Genomic DNA, 26,151 nt, shown 5'->3' with positions numbered 1-26,151 from the left:
GCCGGTGTGACCTGGTGAGATCGGTGCGTTCGGTGCGTTCGGCGTGACGGGCCGTCGGGTCCGGTGCGGGCGGCGGGGCTCAGTCCCAGTCGTCCCGGGACCGGGACCGCGGCTCGTCCCGGTCCCGGCGGTTGCCGAACGCGGCGGCGAAGTTGACCCCGACGATGCCCGCCCAACTGACGATCAGGCCGATGAAGCCGCCGCTCTGCGGGCTGGCCGCGATCGCGGTCAGCGGGATGCCGAGGACCAGCGAGATCACCGCCAGCCGGTTGCCGGGGAGGCCGAGCCCCGGCCCCGGGCGGTGCGGTCGGCGCCGGTGCGCGGGCTCGTAGTCGTCCATCCGCTCGGCCACCCGGCGCTCGACCCGGGCGTCCAACCGGGCGTCCAGGCGGCTCAGGAACGAGTCGACCAGCTCCGGCTCGTACTCCTTGCCGAGTTCCTTGCGAGCGTGCAGGGCGGCGTCGAGGTCGCGCCGCAGGTCGTCCTGGCGAGTGTCCATGGGACCAGCCTGGGCCCGCGCCGGGGCGCGGTCCATCCGTCGGTGGGGGAATCCGGGCGGGTTCAGGGAGAATTCAGGGTTACCCCGAGCTCCCACCCGCTCGGGCCGTCTCACCCGGCGTCCCGCCGTACGAGACGTCTTTGCCAGGCGCGACGCACTGCTGCACAGTCGTCGTCCGAATCGCTCGCATCCGGAGGTACCGCTGATGACCGCCACCGACGAGGCCGGCACGGTCGGCCCCTCCGCCCGGCTGCTCCAGCTGTTCGAAGGCCACCGACTGACCCCGACCCAGCGGCGGATCGCGCACTCGCTGGTCCGGCACGCCACCGAGGCGCCGTTCCTCTCCAGCGTCGAGGTCGCCGAACTCGCCGGCGTCAGCCAACCGTCCGTCACCCGCTTCGCGGTCGCCCTCGGCTACGACGGCTACCCGGCGCTGCGCAAGCAGCTGCGCGAACTCGGCGCGGGCGAGACCGCCGCGCCGGAGACCCCCGACGACGCGGTGCGCAACGAGCACCAGCAGGCCGTGCTCGCCGAGATCGCCCACCTGCGCCACCTCGCCGAACTCCTCGCCGACCCCGAGCCGATCACCCGCGCCGCCCGGCTGCTCGCCGCCTCCCGCCCGCTGCCGGTGCTCGGCCTGCGGGCCGCCTCCGCGCAGGCGCGCGGCTTCGCCTACTTCGCCGCCAAGGTGCACCCGGACATCCGCCTCCTCGACGAGGGCGGCAGCATGCTCGCCGACCGGCTGGAACAGGCCGCCGCGGCCGGGGCCACCGCGCTGCTCTGCTTCGCGCTGCCGCGCTACCCGCGGGAGCTGATGGACGCACTGGTGGTGGCCCGCGAGTGCGGGCTGACGGTGCTGACCGTCGCCGACAGCGCCTTCGCGCCGGTCGCCAAGCTCTCCGACCTGATGCTGCCGGCCGCCGTCGGCACCGGGCTGGTCTTCGACACCGCGTGCGCGCCGATGATGCTCGGCCGGGTGCTGTTGCAGCGCATGTGTGACGAACTCCCGGGCGCGGAGGCCAGGTTGGAGGCCATCGAGCAGTCCGCCGCGGCACGTGGCCTGTTTTTGGAGTAGACACGGCGGGGAGTAGCCGTCACGAACCCGGGCATCCCCTACAGCAGGGGGTGCCGCCCATGCGCGTGATCCACGAGATGAAGTTCGTCGCCCGCCTGGCCTCGGGTGTCGACGAATGGTCCTGCCCCACCTGCGGACGCCGTGTCACCCTGCGGCGCCTGCCCGATCCCGAACTGACCGTCCTCGACCCGGGAGACGAGTCCGCCGTGCACGTCGGCGTCATCGAACCCGACGCCCGCACCGCCGCCGCGGCCGCCGAGAAGTACGGCCTCGGCCCGGTCCAGAACATCCCCCGCCCGCCGACCCCGCCCGCCCCCGACGCCGCCGACCGCCGCTGGCTCGCCGAGATCGGCATCGACTGGGACGGTGACGCCGCGGCCTGACTCAGGCGCGGGGTGCGTACGGCGGCAGTGCGGAGGTGTCCAGTTCGGCGGGCAGCGGCGCGGGCAGCGGGACGGGCAGCGGGACGGGCTCGCCGTACTTGCCGTGCAGCACGCCCTGGTACTCGCCGTCGCGGGGGTGGGTGCGAAGCGTCCAGACGCCCTTGCGGGGGTCTACCGCGAGGAATGCTGGTTCTCCCACCGCGCGGGTAGGACGGCCAGGTCGGGCGTCGCGTAGTCGTCCTCGTCGCCTGGAAAGGCGATGGATGCCGCCTCGTAGGCCCCGAGGCCGGGCAGTCGTGATCCGATCCGTTCGCGCAGCTGCCGCACGGTGCCAGCGTGCTTGCCCCGGCGGGGCGGAGACAGCAGCAGGGCGCCTCCGATGATCTCGACCCGCAGTCCGGTGCTCTGCTCGATCGCTTCTGCTGCGTGGCGGAGCTTGCCGGGGAGTAGGGGGATGGTCGCCATGGTGTCCTCTGCTGACCCGAGTGGCTGGTGTTTCCGGCCTCAGGGTACGGCTGGCGGGCGTACCGGCGCGGGCGCTGATCGGATGGGTTCGGGGTCTGGTCGGGAGGTGATTGTTTGGATATATTCAGTCGAGCTGAATCTGAATGAATCCATCCGCAGGGAGGCCAGGACATGGTGCAGCAGGCGAGCGGGCCGCGTGAGGTCAGGGCGGCGCGGGGGACGGGGCTGACGGCGCAGGGGTGGCAGCAGGAGGCGGCCCTGCGGATGCTGATGAACAACCTCGACCCGGAGGTCGCCGAGCACCCGTCGAAGCTGGTCGTGTACGGCGGGACGGGCAAGGCGGCGCGGGACTGGCGTTCGTTCGACGCCATGGTGAGGACGCTGGAGGGGCTGAAGCAGGACGAGACCATGCTGGTCCAGTCCGGGCGGCCGGTCGGCGTCATGCAGACCCACGAGTGGGCGCCGCGGGTGCTGATCGCCAACTCCAACCTGGTCGGCGACTGGGCCAACTGGGAGGAGTTCCGCCGGCTGGAGAGCCTCGGGCTCACCATGTACGGGCAGATGACCGCCGGCTCGTGGATCTACATCGGCACCCAGGGCATCCTGCAAGGCACCTACGAGACCTTCTCGGCCGTCGCCAACAAGCGGTTCAACGGGACGCTGGAAGGCACCATCACCCTCACCGCCGGCCTCGGCGGGATGGGCGGCGCCCAGCCGCTGGCCGTCACCATGAACGGCGGCGTGGCGATCTGCATCGACTGCGACCCGTCCCGGATCGCCCGCCGGATCGAGCACCGCTACCTGGACGTCGAGGCCAAGGACCTCGGGCACGCGCTGGAGCTGGCCACCGCCGCCCGCGACAAGCGGCAGCCGCTGTCCATCGGCGTGCTGGGCAACGCCGCCGAGCTGGTCCCGCAGCTGCTCGCGATGGACGCGCCCATCGACATCGTCACCGACCAGACCAGCGCCCACGACCCGCTCGCCTACCTGCCGGTGGGCGTCGCCTTCGACGACATGGCGGACTACGCGGCGGCCAAGCCCGCCGAGTTCACCCAGCGGGCCCGCGAGTCGATGGCCCGGCACGTCGAGGCGATGGTCGGCTTCCAGGACGCGGGCGCCGAGGTCTTCGACTACGGCAACTCGATCCGCGGCGAGGCCCAACTGGCCGGTTACGACCGCGCGTTCGCCTTCCCCGGATTCGTCCCCGCGTACATCCGGCCGCTGTTCTGCGAGGGCAAGGGCCCGTTCCGCTGGGCGGCGCTGTCCGGCGACCCGCAGGACATCCACAAGACCGACAAGGCCGTCCTCGACCTCTTCCCGGAGAACGAGTCGCTGCACCGCTGGATCAAGATGGCCCAGGAGAAGGTGCACTTCCAGGGCCTGCCCGCGCGGATCTGCTGGCTCGGCTACGGCGAGCGCGACAAGGCCGGCGAGCGCTTCAACGACATGGTCGCCTCCGGCGAGCTGTCCGCGCCGATCGTGATCGGCCGCGACCACCTCGACTGCGGCTCGGTCGCCTCCCCGTACCGGGAGACCGAGGCGATGCTGGACGGCTCGGACGCGATCGCCGACTGGCCGCTGCTCAACGCCATGGTCAACGTGGCCTCCGGCGCGTCCTGGGTCTCCATCCACCACGGCGGCGGCGTCGGCATCGGCCGCTCGATCCACGCCGGCCAGGTCACCGTCGCCGACGGCACCGCGCTGGCCGGCGAGAAGATCCGCCGGGTGCTCACCAACGACCCGGGCATGGGCGTGATCCGGCACGTGGACGCCGGCTACGACCGGGCCACCGAGGTCGCCGCCGAGCGCGGGGTCCGCGTCCCGATGGGTGAGCTGTGACGTCCTCGTTCGAAGAGATGTGGGCGGAGCTGCTCCCCGTGGGCCGCTCCGCCGCCTCCGGCGGCTACCGCCGCTTCGCCTGGAACTCCGCCGACGCCGAGTGCCGGGCCTGGTTCGAGCAGCAGGCCCGTGACCGCGGCCTCGCCTACGAGCTGGACCGCAACGGCAACCAGTGGGCCTGGCTGGGCGATCCGAACGCGGGCGGGGCGGTCGTCACCGGCTCGCACCTGGACTCCGTCCCGGACGGCGGCGCCTTCGACGGCCCGCTCGGCGTGGTCTCCTCCTTCGCGGCCCTGGACGAACTCCGCGCACGCGGGGCCGAGTTCACCCGTCCGCTGGCGATCACCAACTTCGGCGACGAGGAGGGTGCCCGGTTCGGCGTGGCCTGCATCGGCTCCCGCCTGTCCGCCGGCGTGCTCTCCCGCGAGGCCGCGTACGAGCTGCGCGACGCCGACGGCGTCCGGCTGCCCGACGCGATGGAGCGGGCCGGCTACGACCCGGGCGCGATCGGCGCGGACGACGACCGGCTGGCCCGGATCGGCGCCTTCGTCGAACTCCACGTCGAGCAGGGCCGCCTCCTCGCCGAGGACCGGCCGGTCGGCGTGGCCAGCGCGATCTGGCCGCACGGCCGCTGGCGGTTCGACTTCCACGGCGAGGCCAACCACGCCGGCACCACCCGGATCGAGGACCGCCGCGACCCGATGCTGACGTACGCCAACACCGTGCTCGCGGCCCGCAAGAAGGCCCGGCAGGCGGGCGCGCTGGCGACCTTCGGCAAGGTCGCGGTCGAGCCCAACGGCACCAACGCGATCGCCTCGCTGGTACGCGGCTGGCTGGACTCCCGGGCCGCCGACGAGGCGACGCTCACCGCGCTGGTCGAGGAGATCGAGCAGGCCGCCGCCGAGCGCGGCGGGCGCGACGGCGTCCGGGTCGAGCTGACCCGCGAGTCCTACACCCCGGTGGTGGACTTCGACGGCCCGCTGCGCGACCGGCTCGCCAAGCTGCTGGACGCCCCGGTGCTGCCCACCGGCGCCGGACACGACGCCGGGATCCTGGCGTCGGCCGTCCCGACCGCCATGCTGTTCGTGCGCAACCCCAGCGGGGTGTCGCACTCCCCGGCCGAGCACGCCGAGGAGGCCGACTGCCTGGCCGGGGTCGCCGCCCTCGCCGACGTACTGGAGGACCTGGCGTGTCGCTGAGCCCGTTGACCTCGGGGACCGAGCCGGTGGCGTACTGGGCGCAGCACGCCTGGCTGCCGTACGACAACGGGCCGGTGGTCGAGCCGGACGTGCTGATCACCGTCGGCCCCGGCGGCCGGATCACCGCGGTGACCCCGGACAGCGGACCCTGCCCGCCCGGGGCCGTCCGCCTCGACGGGCTGCTGCTGCCCGGCCAGGCCAACGCCCACTCGCACGCCTTCCACCGGGCGCTGCGCGGCCACGTCCAGGTCGGCTCCGGCACCTTCTGGACCTGGCGCGACACCATGTACCGGTTCGCCGGGGCGCTCGACCCGGACCGCTACCTGGCGCTCGCCACCGCCGTCTACGCCGAGATGGCGCTGGCCGGGGTCACCGCCGTCGGTGAGTTCCACTACCTGCACCACGCCCCCGGCGGCGCCCGCTACGACGACCCCAACGCGATGGGCGAGGCGCTGATCGAGGCCGCCGCCCGGGCCGGCATCCGGATCACCCTGCTCGACACCTGCTACCTGTCCGCCGGCTTCGGCGCCGAGCCGACCAGGCCGCAGCAGCGGTTCAGCGACGGCGACGCCGAGGCCTGGGCGGTGCGGGCGGACGCGCTCAAGCCCCGCGAGCACGCCCGGATCGGCGCCGCCGTCCACTCGGTGCGGGCCGTCCCGGCCGAGCAACTGGGCACCGTCGCGCAGTGGGCGGCGGTGCGCGAGGCGCCGCTGCACGTCCACCTGTCCGAACAGACCGCCGAGAACGACGCCTGCCTCGCCGCGCACGGCGTCACCCCGACCCGGCTGCTCGCCGACCACGGCGTGCTCGGCCCGCGCACCTCGGCCGTGCACGCCACCCACCTCACCGACGAGGACGTCCGGCTCCTCACCGACACCTCCACCACCATCTGCATGTGCCCCACCACCGAGCGGGACCTCGCGGACGGCATCGGCCCGGCCCGCCGGCTCGCCTCGGCGGGCTGCCCGGTCACCCTGGGCAGCGACAGCCACGCCGTCATCGACCCGTTCGAGGAGGCCCGCGCCCTGGAGCTGAACGAGCGGCTGCGCACCCGCACCCGCGGGCACTGGACGGCCAACCTCCTGCTGCGGGCCGGCACCGAGGACGGGCACGCCTCGCTCGGCTGGCCGGAGGCGGGGCGGGTCGAGGCCGGTGCGCTCGCCGACTTCACCGTCATCGCCCTGGACTCGGTGCGCACCGCGGGCCCGCCGCCCCGGCTCGGCGCCGAGACCGCCGTCTTCGCGGCCTCGGCGGCCGACGTGCGGCACGTCGTGGTCGGCGGCCGGCAGATCGTCCGGGACGGCGTGCACCAGCTCGTCGCGGACGTGCCGGGCGCGCTGCGGGACTCGATCGGCGCCCTGGACCACTGAGTCGTTTCTCCAACTTCCCCCGGAAGGCTTCGTCTTGAGCAGCAGGACCACCTTGATCACGGGCATCGGCAGCCTGGTCACCAACGACCCCGGGCACGGCACCGGGCCGCTCGGCCTGCTCACCGACGCGGCCGTGGTGCTGGACGGCGGCACCGTCGCCTGGGTCGGCCCGGCGGCGCAGGCCCCGGCAGCGGACGAGCGCTTCGACGCCGAGGGGCGGGCGCTGCTGCCCGGCTTCGTCGACTCGCACGCCCACCTGGTGTTCGCGGGCGACCGGACCGCCGAGTTCAACGCCCGGATGTCCGGGCAGTCCTACTCGGCGGGCGGCATCCGCACCACGGTGGCGGCCACCCGGGCCGCGAGCGACGCCGAACTCGACGCCAACCTGGCCCGGTTCGTCCGGGAGGCGCTGCGGCAGGGCACCACCACGATCGAGTGCAAGTCCGGCTACGGGCTGACGGTCGAGGACGAGGCGCGGGCGCTGCGGATCGCCGCGCGGCACACGCCGGAGACCACCTACCTGGGTGCGCACGTGGTGGCCCCCGAGTACGCCGAGGACCCGGCCGGGTACGTCGACCTGGTCACCGGCGAGATGCTGGAGGCCTGCGCCCCGCACGCCCGCTGGGTGGACGTGTTCTGCGAGCAGGGTGCCTTCGACGGCGACCAGGCGCGGGCTGTTCTGACGGCGGGGATCGAGAAGGGCCTCACGCCGCGAGTGCACGCCAACCAGCTCACGTACGGGCCCGGCGTGCAGCTCGCGGTGGAGCTGGGGGCCGCTTCGGCGGACCACTGCACCCACCTGACGGACGAGGACGTGGCGGCGCTGGCGGGGTCGGCGACGGTCGCGACGCTGCTGCCGGGTGCGGAGTTCTCCACCCGCGCCGAGTACCCGAGCGGGCGGCGGCTGCTCGACGCGGGGGCCGTGGTGGCACTCTCCACCGACTGCAACCCGGGCTCCAGCTTCACCAGTTCGATGGCGTTCTGCATCGCGGTCGCGGTCCGGGAGATGGGCATGACCCCGGACGAGGCGGTCTGGGCGGCGACAGCGGGCGGTGCGCACGCGCTGCGTCGCGGCGACGTCGGGACGGTCGCGGTCGGCTCCCGGGCGGACCTGCTGCTGCTGGACGCGCCCTCGCACGTCCACCTGGCCTACCGCCCGGGCGTGCCACTGACGGCGGCGGTCTGGCGCGCGGGCGTCCGGGAGGTCTGAGCCCGGGGACCGTAGACGGCCCCCGTGCCCCCGGGGGCCGTCCTGCTCAGGTGGCGGCGGAAGGGCCAGCAGGCCCCGATGCCAACTTCTCCCGGGGTCATCAGGGCTGACGGTAGGCGCAGACAAGCAGGGTGTCGGCAGCGCGTGCACCCGGTACGGCAGGAGGGAGCCGGTCGACACTGATCTTCGTGAACCCCGACTCGTCCAACAGCTTCGTCCAGACGGTCTCCTGGAGAACCCAGCGGCGCATGGTTGCCGGGGCGCCGTCCGTGGTGCGGGCCGGAACGTCGGCGTGCTGGACGTCCGGTTCAGCGGGGGCACCACCGAGGTAGTGGCCCAGAGTGGAGGCGGCCAGCAGTCCGCCGGGTCGAAGGGCGCGGGCAGCGGCCGGAAGCAGTCGGCGGGGGTCGGCGAAGTCGAGGCTGCCGAACACGGAGTAGAGCACGTCGTACTCGTCTGGATGCTCCTCCAGGTGCGCGGTCGCGTCGGCGCGTACCGTGCGCAGGTGCGGTGCGAGGTGGCCGTAGAGGTCGCAGGCCATCGCGTGCTGCGCGGGGGAGGCATCGACGGCATCGACCCGAGCCGGAGCGTAGTGGGTGACGAGGTGGGCGGCATGACGGGCGGCGCCCGCGCCGAGGTCGGCCACGACGAGGCCGGTGAAGTCCCCCAGCACCTCGACTCCTGGCCCGCCGTCCTGGGCCCAGACCCAGTGGAAGGCGCCGGGGACGGTCCGCTCCGTGTCGGCGCGGGCGCGGCCGTAGTGGTGCCAGAGGTCCGGCGCGACAGCTTGGGTACGAGAGGGGGTGGTCGTCACCCGGGTCATCCTCGCGCCCGGTGTGCGCTGGCGCAGGGGTTCGGGTGAACTCCACCCTTCCGGGTCGCGGTGGCCCCGGACTGAGCCTGGGGCCACCGCAACTATCCCGTCAGTGCGAGTCGTTGCCGGGGTGGCAGGGGCTGCACTTGGCGGCATCCGCCCACAGCGGCAGGTCCACGTCCCAACCGTCCGCTGCGATGAGCTGGGCGGTGCGCAGCACGGTGTCGTCGTCCTTGTACTCGACCTGTCAGCCGAAGCGCAGGACCTGGGTGCTGCCACCGGCCAAGACACGCTCGTAGTCGCACTCACCGTTGAGCGAGCGGTAGTTGATGACCGGATCGCCGGCTCGTACGAGGGTGGTCGCGCATCCGAGGCACCAGGGCTGTGGCGGGTGTACGTCGAGATCCTCGATCACTGCGGGAGCAGAGCACTGCGTGCAGTCCGCCATCGGATCCTCCCCGGGGTCAGGCCCAGGTGGAGCCGCACGCGGTGCAGCCCCATCGGCCGTCCATGGTCTGGTGGGTGGCGCTCGATCCGCAGACCGGGCAGGCGCGGGCACTCGGCTCGTCGGCCCGCTCCAGCAGGGTACTGGGCGTCGGGGCGGTGGCGGGTTCAGTCTCGGTGACGGGCTTGTCGAGCAGGACGCTGCTCATGACGTCTCCCTCAGGATGGCTCCCCGCTGTTCACGGTCGACGCCACCAGCGCCCAGGTGGACCTGTACTGGATCGGTGTACACACGGCGCTGGGCACCCCCGACGAGGGCGTGCCGTATGCGGCGCGGATCGTGCCAGGCCAGCTGCCGACCGCTGAGCGCCGGGCTCGGTACGGCACGGACTGTGCGCGCATGTGGCACCGCCTCGGCGCCCACCGCAAGACGTTCACGTTGCTGCGGTTCACCGAGCAGGTCGCCCCGGAGGAGGTGCGCCGGCCTGCTCTGCGGGCGCTCACAGCGGACCTGCTGTACGCGCCGGTCACGGTGCCCGGCGTGCGGGAGCTTGCGGCGCGCACAGGCGTCGCATAGGGATGACGGCCCCTGCGGGGTGGACGCTGGTGGCGAAATCGATCAGCGGCGTCCGGCGGCAACGGTCAAGAGTGCATCCTCTGGCCGCAGGTGGAACCCAGCTCTGCCGACTTGGCCGCATTCTCCCTGCCGGCGGCCTCTTGCGGGGAGCAAGAGGCCGCCGGAACGATTCGTTCAGGGGGCGGTGGTGAGGTGGTCGAACTCGCCGGCCTTGGCGCCCCGGAGGAAGTCGGCGAATTTGAGGCGGGTGGTTCGGACGATCGCCTCGCCCTCGTCGGACTCCCGGAGTTCGATCACCCCGTCGGCGGTCCGCACCTCGACACAGTCGGAGTTGGAGCCGGAGTAACTGGACTTCTGCCAGGAAGAGTTAGACATGCTTACTTTCCATATCCTTCTTGATGGATCTAATGAACTCTCGGGAGTCGCCTTCGGATAGAGCCGCTGAATCGAGCCGGGCGAGCATGGCGCGAAACCTGGCGATGTGAGCGGGCGCATCGAAGAGCACGTTGCCGACGGCGGAGTCCACCTGCACGGTGTCGAGCTCCCGAACCGGGCCTTCGACATACGTGAAGTTCTCGTAGTTGAGCGGAAGCGTATCTACATCGAACAGCACGACTCGGATCGAGACCTTTGGGCGCCCGGAGTCTTCGATGAGGCTGCAGAGCTGTTCGGCTTGGACCTGCGGTCCGCTGAACTGCATCCGCAAGGCAGCCTCATGGATGTAAGCGGAGTACGGTGTCGCGCCGGATCGAAGCAGCTCTCGTCGTCGGATGCGGAACGCGGTTCTCAGGTCGACCTCGTGGCGCGGGAGAGGTGTCAAGGCTCGATCGAAGACGGCAGACGTGTATCCACTTGTCTGGAGCAGCCCGGGGATGAAGGCCATCGTGTAGGTCGAGAGCCCGCTTGTATGGCCTTCGATCTCGGCGACCTCAAGGAAGTCGCTCGAGAGGGTCCCGCGGTACTCCTCCCACCAGCCGCCCTTGTTGCGATCCGTGATGATCGCTGCCAACGCATCGATCAGAGGCTCGTTGACGCACATGCACAATGCCGCAATCGTGCGCAGGCGTTCGATGCTGACGCCGGTCCTGCCGCTCTCCATCTGTGTCACATGGGCAGGGTTGATGCCCAACGCGCGGGCGAGTTGACTTCCGCCGAGGCCTGCCTGCTCCCGCATCCGGCGCAGCTCAGCACCCAGGCGCAGCTGACGGAGAGTCGGGTTCGTTCGAAGCGCCATGGAGTCCTCCCTGCAAGTCGTGGGACCAGTCTGCCGGAGAGGGACTGCCACGTTGGAGGGAACTTCCCCTGCTTCGCCACAAATCTGTGGCGCTCCACGTTATCGTCGTCTTCAGCTCGATCCGACGGATCGTCAGTAATGCCTGCATCCAGGGCAGTAGGCGCCTGCTGCCCGCACGCCGAAGAGCAGCCGCCGCCCCGGCCTGGCTCACGGCGACGACCGTCACCACCTCTCCCCACGCCACAGCCTCACGGAGGTTCCCGTGTGCACCCGTAACACCCCCTCGCTCACCCTCTCCCGGCAGGCCCTGCGGGACGCCATGACCCGCAGCGGCTGGGACGCCGACGCCATCTTCAACGCCGAACTCGCCCTCTGCGAGCTCATCGTCAACGCCTGGCGGCACGGCGACACCCCCGCGCCCGTCGTCTGGTTCTCCGTCCTCGGCCGCACCCTCCGGGTCACCGTCTCCGACGAGAGCGACGCCCTCCCCCGGCAGCGAACCCCCGCCGATTTCGCCGAGTCCGGCCGGGGCCTCCAGCTCGTCGCCGGGCTCACCCGCCGCTGGGGCGTCGACCCGCAGAAGCGTGGCAAAACCATCTGGTACGAGCTGGAGCTGGACTCCCTCGCGTGACCCGCGACCCCGTCGTTCCGGAGGACTCCCGGATGCGCGACTACACCAAGCCCCACATCATGGACCTCCTGGGCGAGTTGCACAGGCGCGGCCTGCCGCACGGGCTCCTCTGGGGATCCGCCTCGCCCGGCGAAACGACCCTCGACGGCCGCATCCTGATCGACTTCGGGAATGCGCCGGTCAGCACTCTGCTCAACCTCCTCCACCTGCTCCGCGACCTGGACGATGACGACGAGGGGTGGCGCCAGTGAAGCTCTTCATCGGCGCGATCCTCCTCGCCCTCCTCGCCCTCGCGATCGCCACCGTAGCCCTCGGCGTCCTCGCGACCCTCAAGATGCCCCGCCCCGAGGAGCGCGACGAGCAGCGCTGAAACACGCGAAGGCCCTCGCCCACCCAGGGCGAGGGTCGCGCGGTTGCCCGCTCTGCGTCAGTCCGCCTGAAGCTCCTTCGCCACCTGCTCCGCCAACACGCGGGCGCCCTCAAGGCGCGGGTCCTCGGGATGCGCGTACGGCCCGAGGATCTTCGCCGCGACGAACAAGGTCATCAGCTTGCCGTCCCGGCTCGCGAAGTCGCCGCTCCGCTCGACGCGAACGCGATCGGCCAGCGCCGGTACGGCAAGCGACGCCGCCCACAGGGTGGCAGCGTCCAGGCCACGTGGGGCCATGCCCCAGTCCTCCCAGTCGAAGAGGCAGAACTCGGGCGCTGTCACGTTCGCCCAGTTCAGGTCCGCGTGCGCCGGACACCACCCGCTCACCGTGGCATCGACGTCCGGGAACACCTGACGGATCGTCTGAGCCACCAGCTCCTGGGTGATGGTCTCCGTGTCCGGCGTGGCGATCCGATTCGTCCGCTGGCCGGCGAGCGCATCGAGAGAGGCGTTCAGCTCCGACCACCATCCGGGCGGCAGCCGGGGCTCCTCGGCCACGACTGCGGACCCCGCTGGGGTGGATGGCAGCAGTTCGGTCTCGTCGGCCCGCCACATCACCGGCTCGGCCTCGTCCCGCCAGGCGAGGCCGGCCAGCCACGCGGGCTTCGCGATACCGTGCAGGGCCTCGGCGGAGGGGGTGCCGTCCCCGCCCTGGGCGCCGATCCGGTCGAGCCCCCGCCGCTCGATGCGTACCCACGTGCCACGCGCCGTGCCTGCTCCCACGGATCGGCGTTTACGGACCACCGCAGCCCTGTCGAGCCGCGTCCCCAAGGCCGTCTCGACACGTCCCAGCACCTCGTCCACCGGTACCCGGCGCAGATCCGTCATCGGGCAACGGTAGCGATGCCCGGCGGGGTCGGAGCCGCTCCCCAAGGCCCGGGCCACAGGCAGATCGGCTTTCCTGCGCGGTCAGGCGGTCTCTATGCGGCGGGGACCAGGCTGCGGCGTCGGGTCGTACGGGCGCCGCTCAGCCCACGCCCAACGACCGCCGCAAGAACTCCAGTTCGTGCCGGAGCAGGTGCTCCACCACGGCCTCGTCGGTCGGCCGGTGCCCGGTGGCGCGCAGCGGCAGGACCTCGTGCGGGCGGCCGGCGGCGAGCAGGGCACTGGACAGCCGCAGGGCGTGGGCGGGGTGCACGTTGTCGTCCACGAGGCCCTGGATCAGAAGCAGCGGGCGGCTCAGCTTCGGCGCCTCGGCGATCAGTGAGCCGCTGTCGTAGTGCTCGGGGTGCTCGTCGGGGTGGCCGAGGAAGCGCTCCTGCCAGTGGGTGTCGTAGAGCCGCCAGTCGGTGGGGGCAGCTCCGGCCGACGCGGCGTGGAAGACGTCCGGGCGCCGCAACACGGCGAGCGCGGCGAGGTAGCCGCCGTAGGACCAGCCGCGGATGCCGACCCGGTCGAGGTCGAGCACTCCCGGCCGCAGCCGGGCCGTCTCCCACAGGCCCTCGATCTGGTCCTCGAGGGCGGGCCCGGCCTTGTCGCCGTAGACCGTCTTCTCCCAGTGCGGCCCGCGCCCCGGAGTGCCGCGGCCGTCCACCACCAGCACCGCGAAGCCTTGGTCGGCGAACCACTGGGACACCTGCTCGTGCCAGGCGCCGCCGGTGGTGGCCTTCTGCATCGCGGGCCCGCCGTACGGGTCGAGCAGGACGGGCAGCGGGGTGCCGCCGGGATGGTGGCCGGTGGGCAGGAAGAGGTTGGCGCGCAGTTCGCGCGGGCCGAGGCGGAGCAGCTCGGGGCGGGCGGTGACGACGGGCGCTTCGGTGTACGAGGTGAGCGGCAGCGGCGGGCGGCCCTCCCGCAGAACGGTGGCGCGGCCGTCGGTGGTGAGGACCAGCGTGCCGCCGCGCTCGACGCCGCCGTGTACGCCGGGCCCGCTGCTCAGCCTTTGTACGCCGGAGCCCGGTTCGTACGTCCACAGGTGGGTCTCGGTGGGTTCGTCGGAGGCGGTGAACAGCACCCGCTCGCCCTCCACCCCGACGACGGCCCGCAACTGCATCGCCTCCGGGGTGACCGGTTCGCCGTCCACGGTCAGGTGCCGGGTGTCGCCGAGGTCGGCGGTGTCGACCAGCGCCCCGCCCGCCGTCCGCACCGGCAGTCCCGGGAGCAGTTCGACCCACCGCGGGTCGGTCCGCTCGGCGAGCACCCGGGTGTCCCCGTCCGCCCCGATCGCCAACGTACGGACGGTGCGCTGGTCGCGGCTCTGCACGGCGGCGTACGGGCCGTGGCCGTCCCAGCCGGCGGCGGTGAGGTACTCGAAGGCGGCGCGGTCCCAGCGGACCTCCGTGCGGGTGCGGCGGCCGTCCAGCCCGAGCAGCCAGAGCGTGACGTCGGCGTTGGCGGTGCCGGCCAGCGGGTAGCGGATGGCGCGCGGGGGGTGCTGCGGGTCGGTGGGGTCGGCCAGGAAGAGCCGGGTAAGCGCACCGGCATCGACCCGGGCGACCAGCAGGGCGGTGCCGTCGGGGGACCACCAGTGGCCGCGGGTGCGGTGCATCTCCTCGGAGGCGACGTGCTCGGCGAGGCCGTAGCCGACGTCCTCGGCCTCCGGCTCGGCCAGCGCCCGGTCGCCCGTACCGTCCGCACCGGCCACCCGCAGGACGCCGCCGCTGACGTAGGCGATCCGGCGGCCGGTCGGGTCGAGGCGGGGATCCACCGGCTGCTCGGCGGAGGCGAGCGGGCGGAGCGAACCCGAGGCGGTGTCGGCCAGCCACAGCGTGCCGTCCAGCGCGAAGGCGGCGAGCCGACCGGTGGCGTCGGTGCTGTACGCGGCGATGCCGCCGGAGGCGCCCAGCGCGGCCGGGTCGGCGACCAGCCGTTCCCGGCCGGTGGCGGTGTCGAGCGCCCAGAGGCAGGCGAGCGGGTCGGTGCCGCCGCGGCTGCGCAGGAACAGGACGGCGGCGCCGTCGGCGGTGATGCCCGGGTGGGCGGGGGCGCCCAGGGTGAAGCACCGGGTGCGGGCGAGCTGGCGCGGTAACGGGTCGGTCGTCATGCCGGGCACCATAGGCACGGCCGGCGCGGCGCTGTCGAGGGGGAAACGGCCGGGGCCGCCGCGGATCTCAGGAATCCGCGGCGGCCCCGGAGCGGGCGGGCGTGAGCGTCAGTGGACGTCGCCCATGAGCGTGACGACCCGCTTGCGGTACATCGCCAGCGCGAGGCCGGCGACGATCGCCATGCCGCCCTGGACCGCGAAGTACCAGCTGCTGCCGACCACCTTGTCGCCCAGCACCAGCTGGAAGATAGCGGCCACGCAGTCACCGGCGGTGACGGCGAGGAACCAGACGCCGACCATCTGGCTGGCGTACTTGGCGGGCGCCAGCTTGGTGGTCACGGACAGGCCGACGGGGGAGAGGGCGAGCTCGCCGACGGTCTGGACCAGGTAGACCATGGCCAGCCACAGCGGGGTGACCTTGGTGTCGCCGGTGGCGGCGGCCATCGCCAGCATCATGACCATGAAGGAGGCGCCGATCATCAGCAGACCGAAGGCGAACTTCATGGTGGTGCTGGGGTTCTTCGACCGGCGGGCCAGGGCGACCCAGAGCCAGGCGAAGACCGGGGCCAGCGCCATGATGTACAGCGGGTTGAGCGACTGGAACCAGCTGGACGGGAAGTTGATCCCGAACAGCGTCGAGGCGGTGTGGTCCTTGGCGAAGACGTTCAGCGTCGAGCCGGACTGGTCGTAGATCATCCAGAACACGGCGGCGGCGACGAAGAACCAGATGTAGCCGCTCATCTTGGACTGCTCGTCGGCGCTGAGGTCCTTGTCGCGCTTCACCTTGGCGAACACGAAGAAGGGGATCGCCAGGCCGGCGATGGACAGCGGCCAGACGGCCCAGTCGATGGTGAAGTGGCCGGTGGAGACGACGATGCCGTAGAAGACGACCGCCGCGGCCAGCCAGATGCCGGCCTTGCGGAAGATCTTGCGCTTCTCGTCCGCGCCGATGGGCGAGGTCACGATGTCGCTGGTGGGGCTCAGGTGGCGGGTGCCCAGCAGGAACTGGAGCAGGCCGAGCGCCATGCCGATGCCGGCCAGGGCGAAGCCCAGGTGCCAGTCGACCTTCTGGCCGACGGTGCCGACCACCAGCGGGGCGAAGAAGGCGCCGAGGTTGACGCCCATGTAGAAGATCGTGAAGCCGCCGTCGCGGCGCGGGTCGTTCGGGCCGTCGTAGAGGTGGCCGACCATCGTGGAGATGTTGGCCTTGAGCAGGCCCGAGCCCACCGCGATGCAGACCAGACCGGCGAAGAACGCGCCGGTGAACGGCACGGCCAGCAGGAAGTGGCCGAGCATGATGATCGTGCCGCCGATGGCGACCGTCTTGCGGGCGCCGAGGAAGCGGTCGGCGATCCAGCCGCCCGGGAGGGCCAGCAGGTAGACCATGGCCGTGTAGACGCTGTACACGGCGCCAGCGGTCGCCAGCTTCATGCCGAGGCCGCCGTCCGTGACGGAGGCGGTCATGTAGAGCACCAGCAGGGCGCGCATGCCGTAGTAGCTGAAGCGCTCCCACATCTCGCTCAGGAAGAGCGTGGCGAGCCCTCGGGGGTGACCGAGGAAGGTCTTGCCGCTGGGCGAGGCCGGGGTGAGGCCGGCTTCCAGGGTGGTAGACGCCATGAGTAGGGGTTCCTTGCCTGACAGCGTCCGCCAAGGGGGGTGGCGGCGGACGTGGACGGAACCACTCTACGTGGCGATATTTAGCGTTATCAGATGACAAAAGCCACGAATCAGGTATGGGAATGGCAAAGTCCGTGACAGATCTGCCCGATCTATCCATGGTAGACGGGCAAATTTCCCTTCAATTTCAAGATTGGAGGCCGGATTCTTCGCCGAACGGGCGGTCTGCGACGGCGTGTTGAGCCTGGAGGGGCTCTTGTGTAACGATCACGCTCTGTGAACTACCTCACAAGGCAGTCCGCCATACCCGGGCGGACTACCATCACCACATGACCTGTGTGCTGCTCGCCGAGGACGATCCGGCGATCTCCGAACCGCTCGCCCGAGCCCTGCGACGTGAGGGCTATGAGGTGCTCGTCCGCGAGGACGGTCCGACCGCACTGGCCGCGGGCCTGACCGAGGAGGTCGACCTCGTCGTCCTCGACCTCGGCCTGCCCGAGATGGACGGCCTGGAGGTCTGCCGTCGCCTGCGCGCCGATGGCAAGAGCTGCCCCGTCCTGGTGCTCACCGCCCGCGCGGACGAGGTGGACACCGTGGTCGGCCTCGACGCCGGTGCCGACGACTACGTGACCAAGCCCTTCCGCCTGGCCGAACTGCTCGCCCGCGTCCGCGCCCTGCTCCGGCGCGGCAACGTCGACCAGCTCACCACCGGCGCGCACGGGGTGAAGATCGACATCGAGTCCCACCGCGCCTGGCTCGGCGAGGAGGAGCTCACCCTCTCCGCCAAGGAGTTCGAGCTGCTGCGCGTCCTCGTCCGGGACGCCGGCCGGGTGGTCACCCGCGAGGAGATCATGCGGCAGGTCTGGGACACCACCTGGTGGACCTCCACCAAGACCCTGGACATGCACATCTCCTGGCTCCGCAAGAAGCTCGGTGACGACGCGGCGAACCCGCGGTACATCGCCACCGTGCGCGGAGTGGGGTTCCGGTTCGAGAAGAATTAGCCCCGTACGGAGAACGCGGCCGGGAGTCGGCCGATGAAGCGGAGCACCTCGGGGAGCGGCAGCGTGAAACGCCGGATGATCAACTCGCTGCTGGGCGTCGTCCTGGTGGTGGTCGTGGTGTTCTGCGTGCCGCTCGCCCTGGTCGAGAAGCGCACCATCGTCAACTCGGCCCAGGACCGGGTGGACGCGTCCGCCGTCCGGGTGCTCGCCCTGGTCGAGAACCGGCTCTCCGCGGGCGAGCCGGTCACCGGCCGGGCCTTCGACAACCAGGTCACCGAGGGCAGCTACGTCGAGGTGCAGATCCCCGGCCAGGACGTCGTCTCCAGCGGCGAACGCCTGGCCGGCGGCCACCTGCTGAAGGCCGTCGAACGCGGCAACAGCGGCGAGGTCGTCACCGTCGAGCAGTCCCGCGCGGACGTCGACCACGAGATCGCCAACATGCTGCTGCTGCTCGGCGTCGTCGCCCTGCTGGCCGTCCAGGCCGCCGTGGCGCTCGCCGTCTGGCAGGCCAAACGGCTCGCCCGGCCGCTCACCGACCTGGCCGAGACCGCCGAACGGCTCGGCTCCGGCGACCCGCGCCCCCGCGACCGCCGCTACGGGGTGCCCGAACTCGACCGGGTCGCCGAGGTGCTGGACACCAGCGCCGAGCGGATCGCCCGGATGCTCACCGCCGAACGCCGGCTCGCCGCCGACGCCTCGCACCAGCTGCGCACCCCGCTCACCGCGCTCTCCATGCGGCTGGAGGAGATCACCGCCCTCGCCGAGGAGCCGGAGACCGTCAAGGAGGAGGCGACCATCGCCCTCCAGCAGGTCGAACGGCTCACCGACGTCGTCCAGCGGCTGCTCACCACCCAGCGCGACCCGCGCAGCCCCACCGCGGTGGCCTTCGACCTGGACGAGGTGATCAAGCAGCAGGTCGAGGAGTGGGGCCCGTCGCTGCGCGAGACCGGCCGGGTGCTGTCCCTGGAGGGCCTGCACGGGGTCACCGCCGTCGGCACCCCGGGCACCGTCGCCCAGGTGCTGGCCACCCTGATCGAGAACTCGCTGATGCACGGCGCCGGGACGATCACCCTGCGGGTCCGGCCCTCCGGCACCTCGGTGGTGGTCGAGGTGCAGGACCAGGGCGCCGGCGTGCCGCCGGACCTCGGGAACCGGGTGTTCGAGCGCGCCGTCAGCGGCCGCAACTCCACCGGCATCGGCCTGGCCGTCGCCCGCGACCTCGCGGAGGCGGACGGCGGGCGGCTCGAACTGCTCTCGCTGAAGCCCGCGGTGTTCGCGCTCTTCCTCGGCCGCAGCCACGCGGACTGAGCCGGGGCGGGTGCGGCCAGGGGGTGCGGCCGGGGGTGCGGCCGGGGGTGCGGTCGGGGGTGCGGTCGTCCAGAGCGGACGGTCAGTCGGCTACTCGGCCTTGGCGTAGCGGATCTGCTCGGCGGCCAGCATCAGTTCGGCCTGGGCGGCCAGCTCCTGGCCGCTGGTGTCGTTGGTGCCGCTGGTGTCGCCGGTGCCGCTCGCTTCCTGCGCGACCGGCTCGGGCAGTGCCTTGAACACCCAGGTCCGGTACGAGAAGAAGCGGAACACGGTGGCCACCGCGAGGCCGGCCACCTTGGCGCCCAGCTGCTCGTAGTGCGAGTCGAGGCCGAGCACGTACACCGAGAAGCCGAGCACTCCGGTCTCGATCAGCATGCCGATGCCGCTGTACACCAGGAACAGCGTGATCTCCCGCTTGCGCGAGGCGGCGTCGCGGTCCCGGTACAGCCAGTAGCGGTAGCCCAGGTAGTTGGTGGCGATGGCGATCAGCGTCGCCGCGATGTTGGACCGCAGCGAGGCCAGGCCCAGCCCGTTGAGGCACACCCAGAACACGGCGAAGTTGACCACCACGCCGCTCAGGCCGACCAGGCCGAACTTCACCACTTCGCCTGACAGCCCCCGCAGTTTCTGCGAGAGCGAAGGGCTCGAAGCTGCGGTCGTCGCCATACCGGGCTGCCTCCATGTGCCTGCGGGTCGAAGAGCGGATCGCGTGGACGCGTCCACCCCTTGAGCCCTGCGTGCACGCACATGATCGGACTGCGCAGACCAGGACCTAGCCGTCCAGGCTACCCGCTTCCACCGAACGGCTCAGCCCCCAGGGCTCCGGGTTGACTGGGACGTCCAGCCCACCCCAGCGGTTCCACCGCCCCCGACCGGCCCGGATATCCTGGCGGGGTGACTTCCCCGGGCAATGTGAATTTTCCAGTGGTGGGCATGATCGGCGGCGGGCAGTTGGCCCGCATGGCACACCAGGCGGGCATCCCGCTCGGGGTCAGGTTCAAACTCCTCGCCGACACGCCCCAGGACTCCGCCGCACAGGTGGTCTCCGACGTCGTCCTCGGCGACTACCGCGACCTCGACACGCTGCGCCGCTTCGCGGCCGGCTGCGACGTGATCACCTTCGACCACGAGCACGTCCCCACCGAGCACCTGCGGGCCCTGGAAGCCGACGGCATCGCCGTCCGGCCCGGCCCGGACGCGCTGGTCAACGCCCAGGACAAGGGCGTCATGCGGGCCAAGCTCGACGCCATCGGCGTGCCCTGCCCCCGGCACCGGATCGTCGCCGACCCGGCCGACGTCACCGCCTTCGCTGCCGAGGGCTCCGGCTACCCGGTCGTGCTGAAGACCGTCCGCGGCGGCTACGACGGCAAGGGCGTCTGGGTCGTCGCCGGCGAGGAGGACGCGCAGGCGCCGTTCCTGGCCGGCGTCCCGGTGCTCGCCGAGGAGAAGGTCGACTTCGTCCGCGAACTCGCCGCCAACGTCGTCCGCTCGCCCAGCGGCCAGGCCGTCGCCTACCCGGTGGTGGAGAGCGTCCAGGAGAACGGCGTCTGCGCCGAGGTCACCGCCCCCGCGCCCGACCTCGACCCGGCCCTCTCCGACGAGGCCCAGCAGCTGGCCCTGCGCATCGCCGGCGACCTCGGCATCACCGGCCACCTCGCCGTCGAACTGTTCCAGACCAGGGACGGCCGGATCCTCGTCAACGAGCTCGCCATGCGCCCCCACAACTCCGGGCACTGGACCCAGGACGGCGCCGTCACCTCGCAGTTCGAGAACCACCTGCGGGCCGTCCTCGACCTCCCGCTCGGCGACCCCCGGCCGCGCGCCAAGTGGACCGTCATGGTCAACATCCTCGGCGGCGACTACCCGGACATGTACCACGCCTTCCTGCACTGCATGGCCCGCGACCCCGGCCTGCGGATCCACATGTACGGGAAGGACGTGAAGCCCGGCCGCAAGGTCGGCCACGTCAACGTCTTCGGGGACGACCTCGACGACGTCCGCGAGCGCGCCCGCCACGCGGCCGCCTACCTGCGAGGAACGATCACCGAATGACCTCCTCCCCTTCGAGCCCGCTCGTCGGCATCGTCATGGGCTCGGACTCCGACTGGCCCGTCATGGAGGCCGCCGCCCAGGCCCTCGACGAGTTCGAGATCCCCTACGAGGTCGACGTCGTCTCGGCGCACCGGATGCCCCGCGAGATGGTCGCGTACGGCGAGAACGCCCACCGGCGCGGCCTCAAGGCCATCATCGCCGGCGCCGGCGGCGCCGCCCACCTGCCGGGCATGCTCGCCTCCGTCACCCCGCTGCCCGTCATCGGCGTGCCGGTGCCGCTGCGCTACCTGGACGGCATGGACAGCCTGCTGTCCATCGTCCAGATGCCGGCCGGCGTCCCGGTCGCGACCGTCTCGGTGGCCGGCGCGCGCAACGCCGGCCTGCTCGCCGTGCGGATGCTGGCCGCGTTCGACCCCGAACTGACCGAGCGGATGACCGACTTCCAGGCCGAGCTGAACAACCAGGCCACCGAGAAGGGCAAGAAGCTCCGCGCCAAGGTGGCCGGTTCCTCCTCCTTCGGCTTCGGCAAGTAACCCCGGTGGTGGGGGTGGGGTAGAACAGCCGGTATGACTACCGCTCAGGACACCCCCACCCCGCTGGACCGCGCCCGGGCCCTGCTGCGCACCGCCCCCGTGGTCGACGGCCACAACGACCTCCCGTGGGCGATGCGCGAGCAGGCCGGGTACGACCTCGGCGCGGTCGACCTCGCCGCCGACCAGAGCGACCGCCTGCACACCGACCTCGCCCGCCTCGCGGAGGGCGGGGTCGGCGCGCAGTTCTGGTCCGTCTACGTGCCGACCCGGCTGGCCGGTGACCACGCGGTGAGCGCCACCCTGGAACAGATCGACTTCGTCCACGCCCTGGTCGAGCGCTACCCCGACCGGCTCCGGCTCGCCCGCACCGCCGACGACATGGAGGCCGCCCGCGCCGAAGGCCGGATCGCCTCCCTGATGGGCGCCGAGGGCGGCCACTCCATCGACTGCTCGCTCGCCACCCTGCGTGCTCTCCACGAGCTCGGCGTGCGGTACCTGACGCTCACCCACAACGACAACGTGCCGTGGGCCGACTCCGCCACCGACAAGCCGGCGGCCGGCGGGCTGACCCGGTTCGGCGAGGAGGTCGTCCGGGAGATGAACCGGCTCGGCATGCTCGTCGACCTCTCGCACGTCTCCGCCGACACCATGCGCGACGCCCTGCGGGTCACCGAGGCGCCGGTCGTCTTCTCGCACTCCTCCGCCCGCGCCGTCTGCGACCACCCGCGCAACATCCCGGACGACGTGCTCGCCCAGCTGCCCGCCAACGGCGGCGTGGCGATGGCCACCTTCGTGCCCAAGTTCATCCTGCCCGCCGCCATCGAGTGGACCCTCGCCGCCGACGAGAACATGCGCGCCCACGGCTTCCACCCGCTCGACACCACCCCGCCCGCGATGGAGCGCCAGCGCGCCTTCGAGGCCGCCAACCCGCGCCCGATCGCCACCCCGGCCACCGTCGCGGACCACCTCGACCACCTGCGCGAGGTCGCCGGCATCGACCACATCGGCATCGGTGGCGACTTCGACGGCACCGCCTTCCTGCCCGACGGCCTGGACTCGGTGGCCGGCTACCCCAACCTGATCGCCGAACTCCTGCGCCGGAACTGGTCCGAGGCCGACCTCGCCAAGCTCACCTGGCACAACGCCGTCCGCGTCCTGCGCGACGCCGAGTCCGTCGCCGCCGGGTTGCGGGCCAGCCGCCGCCCGTCCATCGCCACCATCGCGCAGCTGGACGGCGCGAAGGGCTGAGGTCAGCCCAGCCGCGGGATCTCGATGGCCGGGCACCTGTCCATCACCATGGCGAGCCCGGCCGTCCTGGTCCGCGCGTACGCGGCCTCGTCGACCACGCCGAGCTGGAACCAGACGGCCTTCGCCCCGGCCGCCACCGCCTGGTCGGCCACCTCCCCGGCCAGCGCGCTGTTCACGAACACGTCCACCACGTCGACCGGGAACGGGATCTCGGCGAGCGAGGCGTAGCCGGGCTCGCCGAGGACCGTCTCGGCCTTCGGGTGCACCGGCACGACGCGCTTGCCGTACCGCTGGAGCACCCCGGCCACCCCGTAGGCGGCCCGGGCGGTGTTGTCGGACAGGCCGACCACCGCCCAGGTGTCGCCGGTGCCGGTGAGGATCTCGCGAACCGTCGCGTCGTCGCCGTAGCTCGTCATGCCGGTGCCAACGACGACCACGGGCGCCGGATTCCCGCGAGCCCCGTACGGAGAGGTCAGTCGAAGTACGCCTGCACCTGGCGGATGAAGGCGGGCCAGCGGCTGCCCGGCGAGCGCGAGCCGAGCTTCGCGTGGTTGAGGCTCGCCCGCAGGTTGTCCTTCAGCCGGACCGGGGAGTTCATGACGGCCTCGTTGCGACGGGCCAGCCGGTTGAGCTCCTCAGGGGTCGGCCAGCGGTCGCTCTTGGCGCTGTTGCACGCCCCGTGGGTCGGGGCGAGGTTCCACGGGCGGTCCAGGTCCGGTTGCGACCCGCCCGGCACGAAGTCGAATCGCCTCATGAGTGAGAACGGGAAGACGTGGTCGACGGCGGCCTTGTCCTCGGCGGTGATCGGCTCGTCGCAGATCAGGCAACGTCCGTACTGGAAGCCGATCAGGGCGTCGATGACCCCGGTGACGGGTCGGCGGCGGCGTCGGTCCATGAGGAGCCACTGCTCCACGTCCACATCGAGCTCGTCGGCGAGCAGGCCTCGGCCGATGCCCAGGGCGAAGACGGACTCCACGATGCTCCAGCGTGCCGCCAACTCCGTCCGTAGCCCGGCGGCCTGCTCCGACGTCGCGATCTGCTGGAGGGCGGGAGTGAGCAGGACGACGCGATCCCGTCCCCGCCCGGACAACTCGTAGAAGCGGTGTGCGACCTCGGTGCCGCCCGCGAGGTTGTGGAACCGGTCCATGACCATGTCCGGCATCGACTTGCAGGCGGCTTGGAGGAGTCGCTCGGTGGGGCGTCCGGCGGCCAGGCACTCGTCGGTCTCCTGCGCGGAGACGGCGAGGAAGTCGTCGTCCCCGCCCATGGCCGGTGCCTGCGGGGCGTCGCGCAACCGGGTGACCAGAGCCATGGAGTACGGCTCGGCCAGCTCCTGCAGCGGCACCTCGGTGTGTCCGGCGGCCGCGCACTCCAGCAGGGCGGATCCCAGCGCGAACTTGTACGTGCGGGCGTTGCGGCCCATCAGGACGGCCTGTCGCCAGGCGGTGCGTGGCGTCGGCTCTCGCCGGTAGAACTCTGTCGTCATCGCGTGCTCCGGGTCGGTCGAACGGGAGGCGTAACTTCAGAACGAAGGGCGGAATTCCAGACGCGCCCGCCCCAGGGGCCTGGGGGCGGGCGCGGGAAGTGTCGGCCAGGCGTCAGCTGGGGCGGCCGAGGGCGCGGTAGGTCCAGCCGGCGGCGCGCCAGGCGTCGGCGTCCAGGACGTTGCGGCCGTCGAGGAGGCGGCGCTCGGCGACCACGGCGCCGAGGTCGGCCGGGTCCAGCTCGCGGAACTCGGCCCACTCGGTGAGGTGCAGGACGACGTGGGCGCCCTCGGCGGCCTCCAGGGCCGAGTCGGCGTAGGCGAGCGAGGGGAACATCTTGCGGGCGTTGTCGACGGCCTTCGGGTCGTAGACGGTGACCTGGGCGCCCTGGAGCTGGATCTGGGCGGCGACGTTGAGCGCGGGGGAGTCCCGGATGTCGTCCGAGTTGGGCTTGAACGCGGCGCCGAGGACGGCCACCCGGCGGCCCAGGAAGCCGCCGCCGCACTGCTCGCGGGCCAGCTCCACCATCCGGGAGCGGCGGCGCATGTTGATCGAGTCGACCTCGCGCAGGAAGGTCAGCGCCTGGTCGGCGCCGAGTTCGCCGGCCCGGGCCATGAACGCCCGGATGTCCTTGGGCAGGCAGCCGCCGCCGAAGCCCAGGCCGGAGTTGAGGAACTTGCGGCCGATCCGTTCGTCGTGCCCGAGCGCGGTGGAGAGCAGCGTGACGTCGGCTCCGGCCGCCTCGCAGACCTCGGCCATCGCGTTGATGAAGGAGATCTTGGTGGCCAGGAAGGAGTTGGCGGCGGCCTTCACCAGCTCGGCGGTCGCGTAGTCGGTGACCAGGAACGGCACCCCGGCCGCGATCGGCTCGGCGTACACCTCGCGCAGCAGCTGCTCGGCGCGCTCGCTGTGGGCGCCGACGACGATCCGGTCCGGGCGCAGGGTGTCCTGGACGGCGAAGCCCTCGCGCAGGAACTCCGGGTTCCAGGCGAGCTCGGCGCCCGCGCCGACGGGTGCCAGCGCGGCCAGCCGTTCGGCGAGCCGGCTCGCCGAGCCGACCGGCACGGTGGACTTGCCGACCACCAGGACCGGGCGGGTCAGGTACGGGGCGAGGCCGTCGATCGCGGTGTCGACGTACGACATGTCGGCGGCGAACTCGCCCTTGCGCTGCGGGGTGTTGACGCAGACGAAGTGCACGTCGCCGAACTCCGCGGCCTCCTGGACGGAGCTGGTGAAGCGCAGCCGGCCGGTCGAACCCTCGTGCCCGGCGACGTGCTTGAGCAGCAGCTCGGACAGCCCCGGTTCGTACATCGGGACGCGGCCGGCGGTCAGCGTGGCGATCTTGTCGGGGTCGATGTCCAGGCCCAGCACCTCGAAGCCGAACTCGGCCATCGCGGCCGCGTGCGTGGCACCGAGGTAGCCGGTGCCGATCACGGAGATGCGGAGGGTCACGGGTTCCCCTTTGTGCGGACTCGACCTGTACGGGTGCCTCTGATGCTATCCGCCCCGACGGATCCGGCCTCGATCGCCTGTGCGCCGGGGACGCTAGGCAGTCGCAGGTCGGAGCCCTAGGATCTCTACTGAACGGTAGTTAACCCCGGATTGACTTCGATCACTGGACGAGGCGGGCATCATGGCGGGCAGCGCAGGGGCGGCTGACTTCGATCTCTTCCGTATCTCCGAGGAGCACGAGATGCTCCGTGAGGCGGTGCGTTCGCTGGCCGAGGCGAAGATCGCTCCGTTCGCGGCGGAGGT

Annotated in this window: 30 protein-coding genes and 1 pseudogene; 16 read left to right on the top strand and 15 right to left on the bottom strand. The window is 72.0% G+C overall.

Annotation, left to right across the window (positions count from 1 at the left end; translation table 11 throughout):
• Positions 1-79 precede the first annotated feature (79 nt).
• On the bottom strand, positions 80-499 hold the full coding sequence (locus AB0O82_RS33750; RefSeq protein WP_363588065.1) for a hypothetical protein: 420 nt from the start codon (positions 497-499) through the stop codon (positions 80-82).
• Between the two features lie 205 nt (positions 500-704).
• Here AB0O82_RS33750 and AB0O82_RS33745 point away from each other — a divergent pair, with 205 nt between their 5' ends.
• Together AB0O82_RS33745 and AB0O82_RS33740 are read left to right on the top strand one after the other, a co-directional pair.
• A complete protein-coding gene (locus AB0O82_RS33745; RefSeq protein WP_363588063.1) occupies positions 705-1,574 on the top strand; it encodes a MurR/RpiR family transcriptional regulator in 870 nt (289 codons plus the stop codon).
• Between the two features lie 59 nt (positions 1,575-1,633).
• The gene (locus tag AB0O82_RS33740) at positions 1,634-1,957 is read left to right on the top strand and encodes a hypothetical protein (protein ID WP_363588061.1); all 324 of its coding nucleotides are present in this window, start codon (positions 1,634-1,636) and stop codon (positions 1,955-1,957) included.
• A 1-nt stretch (position 1,958) separates the two neighbouring features.
• Here AB0O82_RS33740 and AB0O82_RS33735 read toward each other — a convergent pair whose 3' ends face one another.
• Entirely contained in the window at positions 1,959-2,156 is a 198-nt protein-coding gene (locus AB0O82_RS33735) for a hypothetical protein (protein ID WP_363588059.1), read from the bottom strand.
• Entirely contained in the window at positions 2,129-2,422 is a 294-nt protein-coding gene (locus tag AB0O82_RS33730) for a hypothetical protein (protein WP_363588057.1), read from the bottom strand. Before AB0O82_RS33730 ends, AB0O82_RS33735 begins: the two co-directional genes overlap by 28 nt.
• 171 nt (positions 2,423-2,593) lie before the next feature.
• Between AB0O82_RS33730 and hutU the strand changes: the two genes are divergently transcribed.
• The 4 genes from hutU to hutI are packed head-to-tail and all read left to right on the top strand — an operon-like array spanning position 2,594 to position 8,040.
• Positions 2,594-4,261, top strand: a complete 1,668-nt coding sequence (gene hutU, locus AB0O82_RS33725) for a urocanate hydratase (protein WP_363588055.1) — start codon at positions 2,594-2,596, stop codon at positions 4,259-4,261.
• Between the two features lie 17 nt (positions 4,262-4,278).
• A complete protein-coding gene (locus AB0O82_RS33720) occupies positions 4,279-5,460 on the top strand; it encodes an allantoate amidohydrolase (RefSeq protein ID WP_363588085.1) in 1,182 nt (393 codons plus the stop codon).
• A complete protein-coding gene (locus AB0O82_RS33715; RefSeq protein WP_363588053.1) occupies positions 5,451-6,830 on the top strand; it encodes a formimidoylglutamate deiminase in 1,380 nt (459 codons plus the stop codon). The genes AB0O82_RS33720 and AB0O82_RS33715 overlap by 10 nt, the downstream gene beginning before the upstream one ends.
• A 34-nt stretch (positions 6,831-6,864) precedes the next feature.
• Positions 6,865-8,040 (top strand): imidazolonepropionase, encoded by a 1,176-nt coding sequence (hutI, locus tag AB0O82_RS33710; protein ID WP_363588051.1) that lies wholly within the window; start codon positions 6,865-6,867, stop codon positions 8,038-8,040.
• Positions 8,041-8,140: 100 nt separating this feature from the next.
• Here the strand turns inward: hutI and AB0O82_RS33705 are convergent, their stop codons facing one another.
• The 3 genes from AB0O82_RS33705 to AB0O82_RS33695 form a co-directional block, all read right to left on the bottom strand.
• On the bottom strand, positions 8,141-8,854 hold the full coding sequence (locus AB0O82_RS33705; RefSeq protein ID WP_363588049.1) for a class I SAM-dependent methyltransferase: 714 nt from the start codon (positions 8,852-8,854) through the stop codon (positions 8,141-8,143).
• 247 nt (positions 8,855-9,101) lie between these two features.
• Positions 9,102-9,269 carry a hypothetical protein gene (locus AB0O82_RS33700; RefSeq protein ID WP_363588048.1) on the bottom strand — a complete coding sequence of 56 codons (168 nt, stop codon included), beginning with the start codon at positions 9,267-9,269 and terminating at the stop codon, positions 9,102-9,104.
• 49 nt (positions 9,270-9,318) lie between these two features.
• Positions 9,319-9,507 (bottom strand): hypothetical protein, encoded by a 189-nt coding sequence (locus AB0O82_RS33695; RefSeq protein ID WP_363588047.1) that lies wholly within the window; start codon positions 9,505-9,507, stop codon positions 9,319-9,321.
• A gap of 56 nt (positions 9,508-9,563) precedes the next feature.
• Between AB0O82_RS33695 and AB0O82_RS33690 the strand changes: the two genes are divergently transcribed.
• Positions 9,564-9,875 (top strand): hypothetical protein, encoded by a 312-nt coding sequence (locus AB0O82_RS33690; protein WP_363588046.1) that lies wholly within the window; start codon positions 9,564-9,566, stop codon positions 9,873-9,875.
• Between the two features lie 174 nt (positions 9,876-10,049).
• Here the strand turns inward: AB0O82_RS33690 and AB0O82_RS33685 are convergent, their stop codons facing one another.
• Both AB0O82_RS33685 and AB0O82_RS33680 read right to left on the bottom strand, forming a co-directional pair.
• The gene (locus AB0O82_RS33685; RefSeq protein ID WP_363588045.1) at positions 10,050-10,250 is read right to left on the bottom strand and encodes a DUF397 domain-containing protein; all 201 of its coding nucleotides are present in this window, start codon (positions 10,248-10,250) and stop codon (positions 10,050-10,052) included.
• Positions 10,243-11,109, bottom strand: a complete 867-nt coding sequence (locus tag AB0O82_RS33680) for a helix-turn-helix transcriptional regulator (protein ID WP_363588043.1) — start codon at positions 11,107-11,109, stop codon at positions 10,243-10,245. The genes AB0O82_RS33685 and AB0O82_RS33680 overlap by 8 nt, the downstream gene beginning before the upstream one ends.
• A gap of 262 nt (positions 11,110-11,371) precedes the next feature.
• On the opposite strand from AB0O82_RS33680, the gene AB0O82_RS33675 reads away from it, so the two are divergent.
• The 3 genes from AB0O82_RS33675 to AB0O82_RS33665 are packed head-to-tail and all read left to right on the top strand — an operon-like array spanning position 11,372 to position 12,110.
• Complete coding sequence (locus AB0O82_RS33675) at positions 11,372-11,740, top strand: ATP-binding protein (protein ID WP_350877349.1); 369 nt, start codon at positions 11,372-11,374, stop codon at positions 11,738-11,740.
• Positions 11,737-11,991 (top strand): hypothetical protein, encoded by a 255-nt coding sequence (locus AB0O82_RS33670; protein ID WP_363588041.1) that lies wholly within the window; start codon positions 11,737-11,739, stop codon positions 11,989-11,991. Before AB0O82_RS33675 ends, AB0O82_RS33670 begins: the two co-directional genes overlap by 4 nt.
• The gene (locus AB0O82_RS33665; RefSeq protein WP_363588040.1) at positions 11,988-12,110 is read left to right on the top strand and encodes a hypothetical protein; all 123 of its coding nucleotides are present in this window, start codon (positions 11,988-11,990) and stop codon (positions 12,108-12,110) included. The genes AB0O82_RS33670 and AB0O82_RS33665 overlap by 4 nt, the downstream gene beginning before the upstream one ends.
• A 57-nt stretch (positions 12,111-12,167) precedes the next feature.
• On the opposite strand, the gene AB0O82_RS33660 is transcribed toward AB0O82_RS33665, so the two are convergent.
• The 3 genes from AB0O82_RS33660 to AB0O82_RS33650 all read right to left on the bottom strand — a co-directional run bounded on the left by AB0O82_RS33660 (position 12,168) and on the right by AB0O82_RS33650 (position 16,767).
• Complete coding sequence (locus AB0O82_RS33660) at positions 12,168-12,995, bottom strand: hypothetical protein (RefSeq protein WP_363588038.1); 828 nt, start codon at positions 12,993-12,995, stop codon at positions 12,168-12,170.
• A 139-nt stretch (positions 12,996-13,134) separates the two neighbouring features.
• Entirely contained in the window at positions 13,135-15,150 is a 2,016-nt protein-coding gene (locus AB0O82_RS33655) for a prolyl oligopeptidase family serine peptidase (RefSeq protein ID WP_363588036.1), read from the bottom strand.
• Between the two features lie 108 nt (positions 15,151-15,258).
• A complete protein-coding gene (locus tag AB0O82_RS33650) occupies positions 15,259-16,767 on the bottom strand; it encodes an oligopeptide:H+ symporter (protein ID WP_363588034.1) in 1,509 nt (502 codons plus the stop codon).
• A gap of 329 nt (positions 16,768-17,096) precedes the next feature.
• Here AB0O82_RS33650 and AB0O82_RS33645 point away from each other — a divergent pair, with 329 nt between their 5' ends.
• The gene (locus AB0O82_RS33645; protein WP_030290974.1) at positions 17,097-17,771 is read left to right on the top strand and encodes a response regulator transcription factor; all 675 of its coding nucleotides are present in this window, start codon (positions 17,097-17,099) and stop codon (positions 17,769-17,771) included.
• A gap of 63 nt (positions 17,772-17,834) precedes the next feature.
• Positions 17,835-19,079, top strand: coding sequence for an ATP-binding protein (locus AB0O82_RS33640; RefSeq protein ID WP_363588083.1), 1,245 nt, complete (start codon positions 17,835-17,837; stop codon positions 19,077-19,079).
• Between the two features lie 90 nt (positions 19,080-19,169).
• Here AB0O82_RS33640 and AB0O82_RS33635 read toward each other — a convergent pair whose 3' ends face one another.
• The gene (locus AB0O82_RS33635) at positions 19,170-19,745 is read right to left on the bottom strand and encodes a GtrA family protein (RefSeq protein WP_363588032.1); all 576 of its coding nucleotides are present in this window, start codon (positions 19,743-19,745) and stop codon (positions 19,170-19,172) included.
• 246 nt (positions 19,746-19,991) lie between these two features.
• Between AB0O82_RS33635 and AB0O82_RS33630 the strand changes: the two genes are divergently transcribed.
• Genes AB0O82_RS33630 through AB0O82_RS33620 form a run of 3 tightly spaced genes read left to right on the top strand, consistent with a single transcriptional unit; the run spans position 19,992 to position 22,912 of the window.
• On the top strand, positions 19,992-21,131 hold the full coding sequence (locus tag AB0O82_RS33630; protein ID WP_363588030.1) for a 5-(carboxyamino)imidazole ribonucleotide synthase: 1,140 nt from the start codon (positions 19,992-19,994) through the stop codon (positions 21,129-21,131).
• The gene (purE, locus tag AB0O82_RS33625) at positions 21,128-21,664 is read left to right on the top strand and encodes a 5-(carboxyamino)imidazole ribonucleotide mutase (RefSeq protein ID WP_063349101.1); all 537 of its coding nucleotides are present in this window, start codon (positions 21,128-21,130) and stop codon (positions 21,662-21,664) included. Before AB0O82_RS33630 ends, purE begins: the two co-directional genes overlap by 4 nt.
• A 33-nt stretch (positions 21,665-21,697) precedes the next feature.
• Positions 21,698-22,912: a dipeptidase gene (locus AB0O82_RS33620; RefSeq protein ID WP_363588028.1), complete on the top strand. Its 1,215-nt coding sequence runs from the start codon at positions 21,698-21,700 to the stop codon at positions 22,910-22,912.
• A gap of 2 nt (positions 22,913-22,914) precedes the next feature.
• On the opposite strand, the gene AB0O82_RS33615 is transcribed toward AB0O82_RS33620, so the two are convergent.
• The 3 genes from AB0O82_RS33615 to AB0O82_RS33605 form a co-directional block, all read right to left on the bottom strand.
• Entirely contained in the window at positions 22,915-23,328 is a 414-nt protein-coding gene (locus AB0O82_RS33615) for a CoA-binding protein (protein ID WP_363588081.1), read from the bottom strand.
• Positions 23,329-23,384: 56 nt separating this feature from the next.
• Complete coding sequence (locus AB0O82_RS33610) at positions 23,385-24,398, bottom strand: HNH endonuclease (RefSeq protein ID WP_363588026.1); 1,014 nt, start codon at positions 24,396-24,398, stop codon at positions 23,385-23,387.
• Between the two features lie 112 nt (positions 24,399-24,510).
• Positions 24,511-25,848: a UDP-glucose/GDP-mannose dehydrogenase family protein gene (locus tag AB0O82_RS33605; RefSeq protein ID WP_363588024.1), complete on the bottom strand. Its 1,338-nt coding sequence runs from the start codon at positions 25,846-25,848 to the stop codon at positions 24,511-24,513.
• A gap of 181 nt (positions 25,849-26,029) precedes the next feature.
• Between AB0O82_RS33605 and AB0O82_RS33600 the strand changes: the two are divergent.
• Positions 26,030-26,151 (top strand): annotated as a pseudogene (locus AB0O82_RS33600) (acyl-CoA dehydrogenase family protein); the annotation flags it as partial.

This window comes from Kitasatospora sp. NPDC088264 (assembly GCF_040685715.1).
GTDB lineage: Bacteria > Actinomycetota > Actinomycetes > Streptomycetales > Streptomycetaceae > Kitasatospora.
Note: the sequence above shows the minus strand (reverse complement) of the source record. Positions and strands in the feature narration are given on the sequence as shown.